Origin of the sequence: Falsihalocynthiibacter arcticus, assembly GCF_000812665.2 — a bacterium.
In the GTDB taxonomy this organism is placed as follows: domain Bacteria; phylum Pseudomonadota; class Alphaproteobacteria; order Rhodobacterales; family Rhodobacteraceae; genus Falsihalocynthiibacter; species Falsihalocynthiibacter arcticus.
Genome location: NZ_CP014327.1, coordinates 3,235,564 through 3,250,869, shown reverse-complemented (window position 1 = coordinate 3,250,869; position 15,306 = coordinate 3,235,564). Strand labels below are relative to the sequence as shown.

The 15,306-nt window shown below is 50.3% G+C and carries 11 protein-coding genes, 1 tRNA gene, 1 other RNA gene and 1 pseudogene; 3 read left to right on the top strand and 11 right to left on the bottom strand.

The window, feature by feature from the left end; translation table 11 throughout:
* Nucleotides 1–380: 380 nt before the first annotated feature.
* Nucleotides 381–983 (bottom strand): Hint domain-containing protein, encoded by a 603-nt coding sequence (locus RC74_RS16055; RefSeq protein ID WP_039000123.1) that lies wholly within the window; start codon nt 981–983, stop codon nt 381–383.
* A 1,008-nt stretch (nt 984–1,991) separates the two neighbouring features.
* Here RC74_RS16055 and RC74_RS16050 point away from each other — a divergent pair.
* Nucleotides 1,992–2,477, top strand: coding sequence for a hypothetical protein (locus tag RC74_RS16050; protein WP_039000124.1), 486 nt, complete (start codon nt 1,992–1,994; stop codon nt 2,475–2,477).
* A 73-nt stretch (nt 2,478–2,550) separates the two neighbouring features.
* On the opposite strand, the gene RC74_RS16045 is transcribed toward RC74_RS16050, so the two are convergent.
* Nucleotides 2,551–3,468 (bottom strand): LysR family transcriptional regulator ArgP, encoded by a 918-nt coding sequence (locus RC74_RS16045; protein ID WP_039000125.1) that lies wholly within the window; start codon nt 3,466–3,468, stop codon nt 2,551–2,553.
* Between the two features lie 214 nt (nt 3,469–3,682).
* Here RC74_RS16045 and RC74_RS16040 point away from each other — a divergent pair, with 214 nt between their 5' ends.
* Nucleotides 3,683–4,600, top strand: a complete 918-nt coding sequence (locus RC74_RS16040; RefSeq protein ID WP_039000127.1) for a fatty acid desaturase family protein — start codon at nt 3,683–3,685, stop codon at nt 4,598–4,600.
* Between the two features lie 1,312 nt (nt 4,601–5,912).
* Here the strand turns inward: RC74_RS16040 and RC74_RS16025 are convergent.
* The 7 genes and pseudogenes from RC74_RS16025 to acuI all read right to left on the bottom strand — a co-directional run bounded on the left by RC74_RS16025 (nt 5,913) and on the right by acuI (nt 13,215).
* Nucleotides 5,913–6,002, bottom strand: a tRNA-Ser gene (locus RC74_RS16025).
* 139 nt (nt 6,003–6,141) lie between these two features.
* Nucleotides 6,142–6,863: pseudogene (locus RC74_RS16020) on the bottom strand (alanyl-tRNA editing protein).
* Nucleotides 6,860–9,406, bottom strand: a complete 2,547-nt coding sequence (locus tag RC74_RS16015) for a mechanosensitive ion channel family protein (RefSeq protein ID WP_052274579.1) — start codon at nt 9,404–9,406, stop codon at nt 6,860–6,862. Before RC74_RS16015 ends, RC74_RS16020 begins: the two are co-directional and overlap by 4 nt.
* A 4-nt stretch (nt 9,407–9,410) precedes the next feature.
* Nucleotides 9,411–10,448, bottom strand: coding sequence for a cysteine synthase A (locus RC74_RS16010; protein WP_039000133.1), 1,038 nt, complete (start codon nt 10,446–10,448; stop codon nt 9,411–9,413).
* Nucleotides 10,449–10,502: 54 nt separating this feature from the next.
* Nucleotides 10,503–11,618 (bottom strand): NUDIX domain-containing protein, encoded by a 1,116-nt coding sequence (locus tag RC74_RS16005; protein WP_039000140.1) that lies wholly within the window; start codon nt 11,616–11,618, stop codon nt 10,503–10,505.
* A gap of 43 nt (nt 11,619–11,661) precedes the next feature.
* Nucleotides 11,662–12,102, bottom strand: a complete 441-nt coding sequence (locus tag RC74_RS16000) for a TrgA family protein (RefSeq protein ID WP_052274581.1) — start codon at nt 12,100–12,102, stop codon at nt 11,662–11,664.
* 123 nt (nt 12,103–12,225) lie between these two features.
* On the bottom strand, nt 12,226–13,215 hold the full coding sequence (gene acuI, locus RC74_RS15995; RefSeq protein WP_039000144.1) for an acryloyl-CoA reductase: 990 nt from the start codon (nt 13,213–13,215) through the stop codon (nt 12,226–12,228).
* A gap of 73 nt (nt 13,216–13,288) precedes the next feature.
* Between acuI and ssrA the strand changes: the two genes are divergently transcribed.
* Nucleotides 13,289–13,636, top strand: a transfer-messenger RNA (tmRNA) gene (ssrA, locus tag RC74_RS15990).
* Between the two features lie 201 nt (nt 13,637–13,837).
* Here the strand turns inward: ssrA and RC74_RS23405 are convergent.
* The gene (locus RC74_RS23405) at nt 13,838–13,966 is read right to left on the bottom strand and encodes a hypothetical protein (protein WP_257722124.1); all 129 of its coding nucleotides are present in this window, start codon (nt 13,964–13,966) and stop codon (nt 13,838–13,840) included.
* Between the two features lie 206 nt (nt 13,967–14,172).
* Nucleotides 14,173–15,288, bottom strand: a complete 1,116-nt coding sequence (locus RC74_RS15985; RefSeq protein ID WP_062628312.1) for an AAA family ATPase — start codon at nt 15,286–15,288, stop codon at nt 14,173–14,175.
* Nucleotides 15,289–15,306 lie beyond the last annotated feature (18 nt).

The window sequence follows — 15,306 nt, the reverse complement described above, 5'->3', positions numbered from 1 at the left end:
GGGCTTAATGCTAGTAGAATTGATTGCGGCATTGGAGGTCGGTGCTGCTTGAGTTTCTAATGAATTCTGCCAAAATCAGCCGTTCAGCTCTTTTCCATCAACGGCGGCAAAGTCCGCTTAGCAGACCTAGCGACCTAATAATGCTGCGGCAACGTGTCAATGTCCGCTTCGGTGGACTGCACCGCAGCATTTGAAAATGTTCTGAGCGGCAGGTTTGGGCCGTTCGCGACAGTGATGGGCGAGTGATTTGACCAAATTTCTGCACCATGCACATTTTGACTTAAAGGGCGGGAACCGGACTTTCGCTGCGATTTGCCCCAAGGTCTGCTTTATATGGAAGATTGCATTTCTAGCGACAAGCTAAAAACGGCCGTGAGACGTCAATCAATCGATATATCAGGCGTAGTTGGTTTAATGTTGACCCATAGACCATCGATGCAAGCGGTGCATGGTTCGAAGCAGTGAAACACATAGTAATTGAAATACCCATTGAGATTGCGGAAAACGCGCCCCTGGCCAATGAGCTTTGCCGCAGCCGTTGCCTGCCTTTGGTCGAAACGGCCAGGTTGCCAAACCTCTTGAGCCCCAGAGACACAAATATTTTTACCTGGTACACTTGTGTCAAATGCGTCTTTCGGGATCGTAATTGGTTGAGCTTCTGGATGGGTTAGAAGAAACCGTCGATCTAGGCGTATTTCATCTACGTACTTTACTTTAAGGAAGCGACCTGTTCTTGTTTTGATTGGATCCCCTATCCGCAAGACTTCAACAGGAACAAAGCCGAACGAGGTTTGCACCCTTGCCCCGGCACCAAAGCCAGGAATGGTCCACACAGGTTCGGCAACAGGTTCTTCAATTCTTTTGTCTGCTGTCGTGATTGGCTTTGTCTTTGCTGCATTCCTCTGCAGCATGCTCGGATGCACCCTCTCACCTCGGCTTAAATCTGCGCCATCACGCTCAATCTCGGCTATTTCATTTACCATTCGTTAAAACTCTCTCCGAAAAATAGTCAACTCGTTACTTTTAATATGATTAATCTTTATCTCTAATGTGTCATAAGTTTGCCTAATGATATGTATTCTTCGAAACAGTTTGTTCTTACTAAGTGAGCAGGCCTAAGTGATATTGAAAAAATCATTAAAGAGGGTCGGAAACCGCCGCTTGCTGTCCAAGGAACAAAGGTCTGGTTTGAGCCGCACGCGTCGACGACAGTAAAGGCGGACGGCGGACCTTCGCAGCGCTGCGCATGGACGACGGTTCTGCGGGACAAAGTGGTTTGTTTCAACTGCGCCGCGACATTTCACTCTAGGGTCTAGGTGCTAGCTGGAGGGAACTTGGGGCTAAGCTCCGCCAGAAAAATCGAAAAGCCAGCGTAAGTCGAGTTGCTCAGTCTGTTTGCTGCAAATTTGATATCTTACTCATCGGTGAAGGATTTGGGGGTTTACTTATAATTCATAAGGTGCGCTAATGATTGTGATTAGGGTGCAATGATTCGGTGTTCAAACCAAATTTTGCCTCAAATATGACGGCGTATTGACGAATTTCATCTGCAGAGTTTTTAGACTTTGCCCTTAAAATTCGCGAACTATGTCAAAAAAAAGGCATTTCTAGCCTACAATTTGCCCTGATTGTTCCGAAAATTTCAAATCTTGTTCAAAATGTGTCCGACTACAACTAATTCGGAAATAGTTTGTTTTTGGAAAAAGACTCTACAATTGTCCGAATTACTACAACCTGAGATGGCAGATACAAAATCTCAACACTCAGGAGAACACCATGAATTCCAACTTTATCACAATAGCTCGTTCACGTCGTGATGCTGTATTGAACAGCATCGAGTCAAATTCTCACGCAAAAACAAGTCGCCCAGACCTCAACATGTCCAGTGAGTTTGCACGTGCGACAACTAGATCGGTTTTTCGGTCCTGCCGCACAGATCAAAACATCTTCATCTAATTAAAGGGCGTTTCGATACAAACTGGGGAATTAATATGCAACATCAACTAGAGCACTTTTCTGTCGTGCCGGCGACCAAAGATCCACAAAATCAAGCCGCGTCGCCGCATCAAAAAACAAGTAAAGTAAACGCAGATCTAGCTTTCAACAAGAAGCGACAAGTTCCAAAGCTTGAAGAAACACTGAGTTCGGTTTCTGTCAACTGGTACAGCATAGAAGATTTAGGTCCACGTATTCAGCAGTCTACAATCCGAAAACTAGTTAAGTTAGCGGTGGAGGCAGGTAAGAAAACCGTCACTATAGAAAACATTGCTATCTACAATCCGTATGATGTGAATAGTGCAGCTAAGGTTTTGAGTGCAAAAAAAGAAGTTGTGTTCACCGTCGGAAAAAGTGTGAAACGACTATTGCATACCCGTCTTGTCAACAGGCTGTTCTTGGACGGCGACAGATTCGGTGTAAGATTCTATCTGAACGAAGAACACCCGACCGATTATTCCCACTTACCGTGTGAGCGATAACTCTGGAGCATAGCCTTCGCAAAAACGATCTACGACCAAGTGCAGCAATTTGTATTCTAAGACAGGTTTCGCATTACATGGTCCGAAAGCTATCTGGCATTAAGTGAATTAGCGCCTCTTCTTTCACAATTTCTCCGAGCCGCCGTAATATTTCGCTCGACTGCGTACTAGATTGCCAATGTAGGGAAATCTGAATTCGTTCATTGGAAACCAGTTCTATAAGCTCACCACTTTCCAAATAGGGCAATCCAGCGATCCCCGGCACCAGACCCCAACCGGTACCATTCAGGCAACATGCGACATATCCTTCATATGAAGGCACCATATGGGTTAACGTTTTTACAGATATGCCAAAACACTGCTTCATCCACTGATCCTGTATTGAATCCTTTCGATTGAACGTTAGACATGCGGTGTTTTCAATCGTGTCGAGCGTTACCCCTTTTTTAAAATTTGCATCATAAAATTCAGCCGAAGCCACAGCTATATATTCCATTGCCCCAAGCGATATCCGACGACATCCTTGCACAGGCTTTTCGACGTCTGTGATAACCGCGAGTGCGTCGCCAGATTTCAGGATCTTTTCTGTGTGCTCCTGATCGTCTGGGGTGATCTCAATTTGCACGTTAAGGTCGTTTACGGCGCGTTTCATCACATATGGAAACCAAGTTGCGAGACTGTCATTGTTTACGGCAATCCGGATTGTCGCAGCATTTGTGCCCTCCCTATCTATCAGTTTGTCCATCCGATCAGCGAGTTCGTGTTGCAACAGAGTGACCTGTTCAAAATGCTGGCACAATTGCATCCCGATTGCTGTTGGAACACACGGGCGACCGCGGACAATCAGAACTGACCCGACCCTATCCTCAAGCTGTTTGATTCTCTGGCTGACCGCAGATTGTGTCACTTCAAGCGCTTTTGCAGCTGCATCAAAGCCGCCTTCTCGTGCAACTGCATCTAAAGCAAGCAATGAATCATAATCATATTGCATGTCTGAACAACTTTTTCCATTAGAGTTCCTAATATGATGTTAGTATGTCGTTAAGAAAATCAATCTAAATGTTGATTTCTGCCCTGATTCTCCAAGCTATTTATTAGCAACTCTGATTGTTTTTGAGCAGTGATCGGAACCTCGTGCCAAAAAAAGCTATTCAACAATGGCACTTAGCGGTAATGATTGTTTCCAAACAGTACTAGGAGCACATATGTCTGGGCAGCAACTACGTCATCAATTTTCGCGCCAATTCTTCGGAATGACTAAATATTCTCGCCTCGGTTCATGGGTAATCGTTGGAGTGTATCTAGCACAGGTGTTGGCTGGTATATTCCTAGGGCATTATCTTTTGTCATTCACGTTGTCTGTGGCAACAGTTTTTCTGATGGTCCTGACCTCGGTGTTTATTGGCACGCGACTACGTGGGCTAAACAACATTGTTCACGAATGCACTCATTCATCCTTTTCAGAGCACCGTGAAGACAACGTGGCTATTGGCAGACTATGTTCTTCGCTCCTGTCAGGGTGTTTTCAGCAGTACAAAGACGACCACCTTTCTCACCATGCGCATCTCGGTGACTATGCCCATGACCGCGAAATGGGACCGATTGAAAAATTTGGCCTGCACAAGCCGCTGACAAGAAAAACAATTCTTCAGCACATGATAACCCCATTGCTAGGGCGCCATCTAAAAATGTATTCTGGCGTCAATCTTTCAGGCGGTGACGGCCGGTTATTCTTTGGAATCAAAATGGCTCTATTGGTAACAATTTTTGTCTTCTCGATCTTCTATCCTGCTACGTCGGCATTCTTTGTCTTGCTACCAATGTTTTACATCTTTCCGACATTGAATTTTTGGACAGACTGTCTGGATCACGCTGGAATTGTAGGCGCAGAAGACGAGCTAGAAGCTTCTCGCAATGTTCTGGCTCCGCTTCCAGTGCGGTTATTGTTTTTCCCGCGGAATGATTGCTTTCACCTGGTGCATCATCTTTTTCCAAACGTACCAGCACGACATCTTGAAACCGCCCACGTAGCGCTTTCCAAGGATGCTTCTTATCAGAGCCAACAACATGCGGTGCTTCCAACACACAGATCGATAATTCAACTGGCAGCCGACGCATCCTAGGCACAATAGGAGTACTGATGGTTTTTCTGTTCTATGGCGCGAGAGGATTTTTCCGCTTGGTGAGATTACGAAGCATGTCTTCCCGTCATAATAAAGTCGCCCCTTTTGGGGGCGACTTTATCTCAAAAGACACAAACAAAAGGACTACCTAAATACACAAATAGATTGCCTATTAGAGCTGTGTCCGTGTTCCCAAGATCAAAACAATAAATACAAGGGTTTCGAACCATGGGAGGCTCACAGGCATTCGTAATGACTTCAACAAAGTCAAAGTCGCTAGGCACCCTTGAATTCTGGTCTCTAGCGGCAAAATCTTTTCAGCTGTCGAAGACTTAGGAAACCAAATCTTTTTGGGATCATTTGCGGCCCCGTCTCTGGGTAGGAACACAGCATAACTCTTCAACTCGTTAATTCTATTCATACTCGTCACAACTCACTACTTAATAAACTCAACTCGAACTTAGTACTAATTCAACTCGTTACTTGTGCTGCCACTACTCAGCATCGTAGTTACTAATGTTGCATTAGTTTGATTTATATCAAAGCAAAATTTTGGAAACAGTGTGTTTGTACAAAAATCGGAATGCCTCCGATTCGGTCATTTGGGCTCAAGATATGAGTGCTTGCCCCTCAGCTGCAGAGGTAAAGCAAGGGACTCGTCTAAGTGGCCCATGGGGTAGAAATGGCTTTGTCAAAAAAAGCTTTTGGGACTGAAGGTAGGAGCTACTCTTCATGTCCCGACAGCGTAACCCGGACAGATGACTTCTGACCTTCATGAAGCGTGACATCGCTGGGAAAGAATACTGCAATTAGCAGCCGGTCGCCCAATAGCGATCCGTTTCTACTGCAGCTTTGTTCCCGTAAAGCAGACATTGATGTGCGTAGTTGTTAATGTCGGCTAAGGGCCGTTCGTGTCATTAAACACTAAGGGCGGAGAGCAAGTTTAATTGGGCAGCCTTTCGCTTTTAGGCCAAGCTCCTACTAAGATCACAGAATAGCTGTGAACAAGGGAGATAGGTGATGGAATATTATGTTGGATTAGATGTGTCGTTGCGATCCTGTGCGCTTTGCATTGTGGACAGTAATCTTGTCGGTCTTGGCGCGCGTGCCCCTACTAACAGCACACATTGCCGCGCGATTAGTGCCCTACCAAGTCGGCGACGATTCCGTGTGCGGATGTGGCCAAAAAGGCGATCAATATTTGGCCTACAATTTGGCCTACATTTTGGCCTACATTGCGCAAACACTAAATAGCGATATTGGCTACAAGTCACTGATTTTGTTTGATAAATTATTTCTACACAAAAGGTAGTGGCGGACAGACAGGGATTCGAACCCTGGAGACGGTCACCCGCCTACACACTTTCCAGGCGTGCGCCTTCGACCACTCGGCCACCTGTCCGTTGGGCGGGTTTTAGTGTGGGGTTTGAAGGGGCGCAAGGGCAAACAGTGGATTTAGCACTAAAACTTGAATCTGTGTCTCAGACTTTAATTCCTGGAGCAATTGCATTTGGCATTTAGCCTTAAAAATCATGCGAAATCTAGACATCTAGTAGAATGTTGACCCGTCGATTGGTTGCGCCTTTTTTCTCGACTTTCCCGAAATGAATCAGGCCAATTTCGCCTGTGCGTGCCACATGTGTACCGCCACAGGGCTGCAAATCAATCATTTCGCGTCCCTCGCCTATTGCGATGAGCCGGATGCGTCCTGAACCTCGGGGCGGTTGAACGCGGAGCGTCTTAACCAGACCGGGGTTCGCGTCGAGTTCAGCATCCGTAATCCACGTTTCGGTAATGGGGAGATCGCGATCAATGAGCGCATTTATCCCCTCCTCAAGCGCCTCGCGATTTTCCAGCGGATAGGGCATATCAAAGTCGAGACGCCCTTTTTCAGACCCGATTGAGCCTCCGGTCACCGGCAAAGGGATCACCACCGACAGGATATGAAGCGCTGTGTGAATCCGCATGTGACGGTGACGACGTTCCCAATCTAGCTGCTGTATTACCGCGGTCCCAATGGGTGGAAGTGGCGCTGGAGTGGCGGGAAGGAGGATGATCTGCTCGCCCTGCCCCTTGATGGTTGTCGCCACCTCAAGGGTCTCGGATGGCGCCCATATGAGCTTCCCGCTATCGCCGGGTTGCCCCCACCGGTTGGATAAAAAATCGAGCCATCCAAAACCACTCCGCCTTCGGGAGTATGGGCCATAACCGTGGCAGGGGCATCGCGCAGATACGGGTCTTGATGGAACAGTTTTACACTCATATGGAAGGCTCTTCTAACGGTTTTGCAGGGGGTGGGCCAAACCCTTTTAAGTCCTCGGGGTTGCGCAACCAAAGGTCCGATTGTGGGAATGGGATGGAAATGCCCGCTTCATTGAAACGTCGCAAAATTTCATGATTTAGGTCGCTTTGAACATTTAGTTTCCAATTAATGTCCCGCAAAATGAGCCGCAACTCAAAATCCAAACTTGACGCGCCAAACCCGCGAAACAGGGCCTTGGGTTCGGGGGTTGCCAAGACCATTGGGTGGCCATTGGCGACTTCGAGTAGGAGATCCGCGACTTGATTTGAATCCGAGTCATAGGCGACGCCTATAGGCAAAATAAGCCGACCAATCGAATTGCCGCGCGTCCAGTTCGTTACCACGCCGGAAACGAGATCACCGTTGGGAATGATAACATCCGTTCTGTCAAAGGTTTCGATCCGAGTTGAGCGTACCGAAATATCGCGGACATACCCCATTTGGCCGTCACTGGTTTCAATCCAGTCGCCCTCGGATATAGGTCTTTCTGCCAGTAGAATTATGCCCGATACAAAGTTGGAAACGATGTTTTGAAGGCCAAAACCAATACCGACCGACAAGGCCCCAGCGACAATCGCCAAGGAGCTAAGATCAATCCCTGCCACCATAATTGCCGCGAGCCCCGCAAGGAAGATCCCAACATATCCAAGGCCAGACACGATGGCATTTTGCCCCCCAATGTCGAGCGTGGTTTTTGGCAAGAGTGTACTGCGCAATGCCCCTTGAAGAAGCCGCGTAATTGTAAAGACCGCGCCAAACGCAAACAAAAACAACAGCAGGCTCGAGGGGGAAACTCGTGTTGTTCCGAAGGTAAAGCCGTTTAAGAAAAGGTTCCAATAGTCAAAGATTTGGGCCGGACGTACCCCCGCAATAATTGCAAAAAGAGGGATGGACCCAATCGCCAAAACAAAGCCGACGAGGACAGGAATGATCGATTCCTGTGATGCGCCAAATCGCCATGCAATCAAATCATAAACCTGATTAGAAACCTGATGGAGGATAAGAATAACGGCTAAAAGGGCCAACGACGGGATCAAAGGCGACGTCACCATCACCCCTGCATTGTAGTATCCAAGCGTGGCAAGAATTGGCCCCAAAATAGCTGGTATCATCACCAAACGGCTTATAAAGGCGATGACCTGATTGCGGAAAGTTGGGTTTGTTGTTCCATCGCTATTTTCGAGTTCATCAAGGACGCCCTTGCGGAACAATTGAACGAGTCGAAAACTCACTAATCCAGAGCCAAGAATGAGCGGATAGACCAAAACGGCCTCGACGCCCTTTTCTGGAGTAGAAATGCCAAACATTAGGATACCCAACGAGGATAGTCCCAGAATAACACTCAAGATGTTTGTATAAAACCGCGCTTCGGCACGTTGAGCCGCCGTCAGGTGAAAAATTTCGTTGCCAACGTTTTCCCGCGGAAACACCTTTTGTCCCAGCCAGCGCCCAACAACAAACATCAAGGCCAGTTGCCCGAGCCCCGAAACCAAAGCCAACCCGTGCGATCCGAATAGACCCAAGAGAACAAGCACTTTAAGGATTAGCAAAATTCCGAAAATCGGGGCTAAATTCGTGAGTGCAGACAAGGCAACTGAGGAAAACCGGCGCAAGGGTTCACTCGTTTGTTGCGCCGCGCGGTCTTGCGCTTTTGACATCCAAGTTCCCCAGCGCAGAAACATCACCAAGGCCATTAGGAGAAACAGCAGAATCCGTGGGGCATTTGTCAGGAGGTTCTGGTTGCGATCCTTTTTATGCCATTCTACCCGCGTTTCTGCCGGGATAATGCTATAGAAATCATAAAGATATTCAATGGTCTGCGCCCAATACTGTGGAAGAATTGGCGAGGGGGTAGACACTAGGAATTCCGAGCGTTTACGCGCATTTATGATACGGTCGATCTCGCGAATTAGCCCTGTGGCCAAAGCAAACGCTTCGGCCGCCGCAAGAGAAGGTACTCGCAGGACCGCACGTTCCTTTTCGAGGCCCTTCAGTTTAAATTTTACAATTTCTGCGGTTTCTTCTTCGGTCCCATTGGACCCTGAGGGTAACGTGGGGGACAGCGCCTCGATCTGGCCGTCGAGCGTTGAAATTTGACCGGAATTAAGGTCTTCTTTGCCAAGAAATAAATCTCTCCAAACAACAATTTTTTTACGCAGAGACTCAAGGTTTTCCGTAGTCTCGGTTGCGTTCACAACTTCCTTTTGGGCCCGCTTTGAAAACGTCTCCCAATCGCCGTAGGTTTTCCCGTTCTCCAAAACGGTCGAACGCAACGTGCGCAAAATCTCAAAGGAACCATCGTCGCCCGCCTCTTCGGCAGGCGACGTTTTTTCAGGCGCGGTTTCCGATTTTCTGACAGGTCTGGGGATCGGAATTGTTGCGGCCGAAGCGTCGTTGGAAGATTGCGCTACTGCGGGGGATGTTTGCGCCCCAAGCGCGCCGCAAACCGCAACCGCGCTAAAAATCCAGCGAAACACCCCGCCGCAGCGACTCAATACTTGCATCTAATCAATCCTCAAAAACACCGGGGATGGAGCGCGGCGAGGCCGCAAGCCATTCTGGGTAAGGCAAGCCTTTTTCTTTTAGGAAACTGGGATTGAACAGTTTGCTTTGGTATCGTGTTCCATAGTCACAAAGAATGGTCACAATGGTATGGCCCGGGCCCATTTCACGCGCAAGGCGCACGGCCCCCGCGATATTGATGCCGCTGGACCCGCCCAAACACAGGCCTTCGTCGCGTAGAAGGTCAAACACATAGGGCAGCGCTTCGGAATCCGGAATTTCGTAGGCATAATCAACTTTGAGGCCCTCCAAATTGGCGGTAATGCGCCCCTGCCCGATGCCTTCGGTAATCGAGTCGCCCTCGGATTTTAGTTCGCCATTGGTGTAAAAATTGTAAAGAGCTGCGCCTTGGGGATCGGCCAAACCGATTTTGACATCCGCGTTTTTGGCGCGCAGCCCCATTGCAACCCCTGCCAAGGTACCGCCGGAGCCAACAGCGCAGATAAACCCGTCGATTTTACCATCCAACTGCTCCCAGATTTCGGGGGCAGTGGTTTCTAGATGGGCTTGCCGATTTGCGACGTTATCAAACTGGTTTGCCCAGATCGCGCCATTGGGTTCGGTTTTGGCAAGTTTTTCCGCCAAGCGTTTGGAATAGCGCACATAATTGTTCGGGTTTTTATACGGGGCGGCCGGAACCTGCACCAATTCAGCGCCCGCAAGACGGATCATGTCTTTCTTCTCTTGGCTCTGGGTCTCGGGGATGACGATTACCGTTTTAAAACCCATCGAAGATCCAACGAGGGCGAGGCCAATACCGGTATTACCAGCGGTGCCTTCAACGATTGTGCCACCTGGTTTTAGCGCCCCCGAGGCGATCGCATCGCGGATGATATAGAGTGCCGCACGGTCCTTAACGGACTGCCCCGGGTTAAGGAATTCCGCCTTGCCCAAAATTTCGCATCCGGTCGCCTCAGAAGCAGCGTTCAGTCGGATCAGAGGAGTGTTGCCGATTAGGTCTGGCAAATCTTTGCAAACGCGCATTTCGAGCCCTTTATATTGAGTTGCTCTCTTGTTTAGGATGCTCTGTACGGGAACTCAAGCGCCGCCAACCGCTTGAGCGCGCAAACGGTCGCGATTTTGCGCCAACCAGTAGGCTGAGAGGAGCAGCGGACCGTTGGCGCCTGCCCCGCTTGTGACCCGTTCCATGAAGGCGTCAAAGCTCAGAATGTGGCGCTGTATATCCTCGCCCTCCGCCGCGACACCGCCCAAACCTGCCGTAACCTTCGAGAGATCCGTGATGCCGATATAGCTGTATAAATACTCGGTAATCGCTCCGGGGGATGGGTAATATTCCCCAATGAGCTCAAGCTCAAGCGCGGTCAGGCCCGCCTCCTCCAAGCTTTCTCGATGGGCCGCCATTTCAGGGGTTTCTCCGGCATCAACGCGCCCTGCTATTGGCTCAACACTCCACGGCGACGTGTCACCGCGGATTAACGGCCCAACGCGAAATTGCTCAATTAAAAGAACGCGATCCAACACGGGATCATAAGGCAAAACAGTGACGGAATCGACCATAACAAAGATGGCGCGTTCGATTTCAGGGCTGACGTCGCCATCAAAGCGGCGATGGGTCAGACGCACGTCGTCCATTGCGAAAAAATGATCATAGGCGCGATTCTGCGCGATGATCGTTACGTCTGTTGTGGAAAAGCGGTTTGTTGACGGCGCAGATTGTGCGCGCAATTTGGAGGCGGCGCGGGCACGGATGACGCCAAAACGCTTGCCAACCTCCTTGGGGTCTTCGCGGCCAAATGCCGCCATGACTTCGCGCGCGGCCTCAACCGAAATCGGCCCCCAAACCGTTTGCCAATCGGCAAGCGACCACTGCGGACCGGCTTCAATCACTTGTGGGGGTAAATAAATAAGCGCTTCCTGCCCATCAGTGAGCGTCACGCGGTGCACCTCATAGTCAAAACAGGCCTCGTAGAAGTCCATCCGCGCTTGCATCTGCTCCGTAGGGTTAGGCAGGACCACGCCTTGGGCTGTGAGGCCCGCAGCAGGTAATAAGCATGGATAACCCGCGTCTTTGGCCCAATATACACAATGATCTTGCAAGGAAGCGGGGTGGTTTTCAGGCAGTGCCTCATTGCCTAACACGACTTCAAGAAGCGGATCGTACCGCAGGGAACCATAGAGAAAAAGGGCTGTCACGGCGTGTCCTAAATATGGGATATCAATTGAATCGGGAAACGTATCAGTTCCAGCGGCGGCTGGCCCATTCCACGGCAAAACCACCAAAAATTCCGCCAAAAACCATTATGGCAATAGGGAAAGGTGTCGCTGCGATCATCGCATATTTGCCCGCGATACTAAACATATCAACGATGGCTTCCATGGGGCCACCATAGGCTTTGCGCATCGACTGATCGATCATCTCGATCCCTGCATGCAGAAACGTTACACAAATGGTGATGGCCACTGCCGTCGTAAGCCCCGTAGAAAACGCAGCCTTATACCCTTCGCGCTGATGGGGGCCTGCGATGCGCCACGCGACAACAAAGGCGAGTGCCGCACTTATGACGGAAAACAGACCAGGTTTTTTGTCATCGGGCAGTGTGAAAACAACGAATTCGCAAGCGAACCATGTGACAATCGCAAAAACAACGCCAGCGACTACTCGGGATGCAGAAAGCATAGAAACCTCATTCGTTTTCCACGATTTATGCGGGTTTTGGGCGTTTGAGCAAGGATTTCGCGCGGGCTTTATGAATGGGCGCGCGAGGGTTGCAATCAAACCACGCCTCGCGCGCCCAATTTTTTAGGCGTTTACGTCCACAACAACGCGGCCTTTGATTTTCCCTTTGAGGATATCCGCACCCAGTTGCGGTAAATCACTGAGGGTTGCGGGCACCACCATTGCCTCAAGTTTATCAAGCGGCAGGTCCGTCGCAATGCGTGCCCACGCCCGTTTGCGATTTTCAAAAGGTTGCATCACCGAGTCGATGCCGAGGAGATTTATCCCGCGCAGAAGGAACGGAATGACCGTCGCCGGAAGTCCCGCCCCGCCCGCCAAACCTATCGCAGCAACCGACCCGCCATAGGAGATTTGCCCCAGAACACGCGCCAACATCGCGCCGCCAACCGCGTCGATGCATCCGGCCCATTGTTCCGCCTCAAGCGGACGTTTGACCGTTTCGGCGAGGTCTTCGCGCGGAACAATCTGGGTCGCGCCCAGCGATTTCAAATAGTCAGCCGTTTCAGGACGCCCCGTGACAGCGGCCACCTGATAGCCAAGGTTTGCGAGGATTGCCGTGGCCACAGAGCCAACGCCGCCAGCGGCACCAGTCACCAAAACCGTTCCTTTTTCGGGGGTTAGACCGTGATCTTCAAGTGCCATAACCGCTAACATCGCCGTAAAACCTGCGGTTCCAACGGCCATCGCTGTGCGCGGAGTAAGCCCTTCGGGTAACGGTACAAGCCAATCGGCCTTCACCCGCGCCTTTTGCGCATATCCGCCCCAATGCGCTTCGCCCACGCGCCACCCCGTCAAAACAACTTTGTCGCCTGCCTTGTAACGTGCATCGGAACTGTCGAGAACGGTTCCTGCGAAATCGATACCCGGAACATGCGGATAATTGCGCACCAAACCGCCACCCGGCCCCACACAAAGCCCGTCTTTGTAATTGACCGTCGAATAGTCCACCGCAACAGTCACCTCGCCTTCTGGCAGGCGATCCTCGGAAATATTCTGAATACTTGCGCTTGTGGTGCCGTCTTCAAGTTTCTCGACGATTAATGCATTAAACATAGGGGCTCCTTTAGGGGCTTTGGTTTTCATTCCCAAAACACTGCGCAAAATCATCTGCGACCACAAGCCAAAACCACTTGTAACTCCGCCGCACGCGCCCTACATTAAAACTGTCCTTCGGGACTATGGATATAAACGCGCTTGTAATAAGCGGATCGGACCCGGGGGCGGTACCCGGCGACTCCACCAAAATCCTTCTTTGGGGATCATGGGGTCGAAATAGGATCGACGAACGTCTAAAGAGGTTTGCTTTATCTCGGTGAGTTACCACCGTTATCGGTACATAAAAAGCTAGTTGCAAATGACAACGACGCTCCGATGGCTCTAGCTGCGTAAGCAGTTCGAAATATCGAAAACTTAGTCCCCTAGCTTTGCAGCTTTGGGCGGGGTTCGCAGGTACCTGGCAACAGAAACCTGCACTTAATCTCATTTTCATCAAAAAAACAGAATCTTGAGCGCTTCGAAGGTGAAATTTTTTCCCTTTAACACCCCAGAATATGACTAATTTTCCTACATCTGTAGGATCTGGCCGACTACCCCCCTGCCCTGAAACTTTAGACAAGACATCCATGAACGGCCCTAATATTGCAGTGCTTTGCACCATGCATTAACAAGCCGAGCACTATCCGGCCCCGCCCGATGTGGGGGGACGACGTTCGAGGGCCTCATACAGCATGTCGAGCGCCAAGCCCGAAAAGCTTGCAAAGGAAACACGGTGATAATCCTCGATTGTGGGAATCGCGGCCTGCATGTTGACTTCCATCAATCGGGACAGCCAGCGTGTTTCATACTCCAGCGCATTTTACACTGGCACCCGATCTCCCAAATGCGGAAAAAGATCATCCACAACTTTGCCGGAAGTCGGCGCATCCTGAAGATCCTCGACCGCGATGCCATGCACGGCAGTACTCTGAGGAGCCCATCCTCCCAAAAGCGACGACGTCAGTTGGCCAGATATCAATGCAGCATCGGTCGGCTCTCAAGGACTTCCGCACGGCGCAGTATACGAACGACATCTCGCAAGCTGGTATTAGCGTTTGCTTTTTGCATCTCATTGCCAATGACCTGCTCAATGGCGTCCGCCGACGCCTTTGTCAGTCCCAATTCGTCTGCTTTTCGCACGGCGAACCCTTGCAGCTGAGCGCATGAGATTTTGGGTAAATTAATGACCACGCATCTGCTCAGAAGGGGGGCAGGAATGCGGGACGCGTCGTTGGCGGTCAGAACCCAAGAGATGTGGGACATGTCGATTTTGGTGCGATAGAAAGGGCATTCCCAAGCCGCAGAGGTTGCCGGTTCTAAGAGACTTAGCAAACTATTTGCAAAAGAATGATTGGCCCCATTTGTAGATGTGCCGGATTGTGCTTTGCAGATTTCGTCGACCACCATTATTGGATTACCCACCTGATGCTGAAGGATCGTTTCGAGCGGCCGCCCAGCTTGCGCCGAGGACCAGCCACGTTCCGTTCCTGCAATACTGAAGCCGACGCCGCCAAGGCTGGCATCAATTTCACATCGTGGGATGTGAAGAAGTTCGGAGAGGCGACGTGCCCAAACGGACTTCCCGATCCCTGGAGGACCATTCAAAATAAGCGGTGGGATTCTGATAACTGCCCCTGTTGCGGCGCCGCGCTGGAGGGCATGCCAAACTTCAATGGTGGCCGGCGCCATCCACGGCATCTCTGCATGCAAAGTTGCAATAAGTTCGTCGACCCAATGCTCACCTTCCAACGTGAGTAACTTTACGCTTGTAAATAAGGGGCGCAGGCGGATGATCTCTTCGTCTTTCAAGTGCGCGAGGCCAGAAGCGGCCCTCATGCGCTGAATAATTTTGTTTACGCGCAGTTCAATACGGCGAGTGTCCTGCCATGTGAGTTCGACGCCGCTAGGTTGCTCAAGGGGCGCGCCCTCGACATCGTCCGATCCAAGATCGCGAGATGGTTCATCGTCACCGACAGAAACAGCCGCAAGTTTGTCGGTGCGGAGTTTCACAAGATGATCCGCGAAGCGTTGAATGAGCGCGATTCCGTCAATTTCCGGATATGTCGCGTGAATGAGTTTGGTGGTTTTCATAGCAATGGCCTTCTCTGG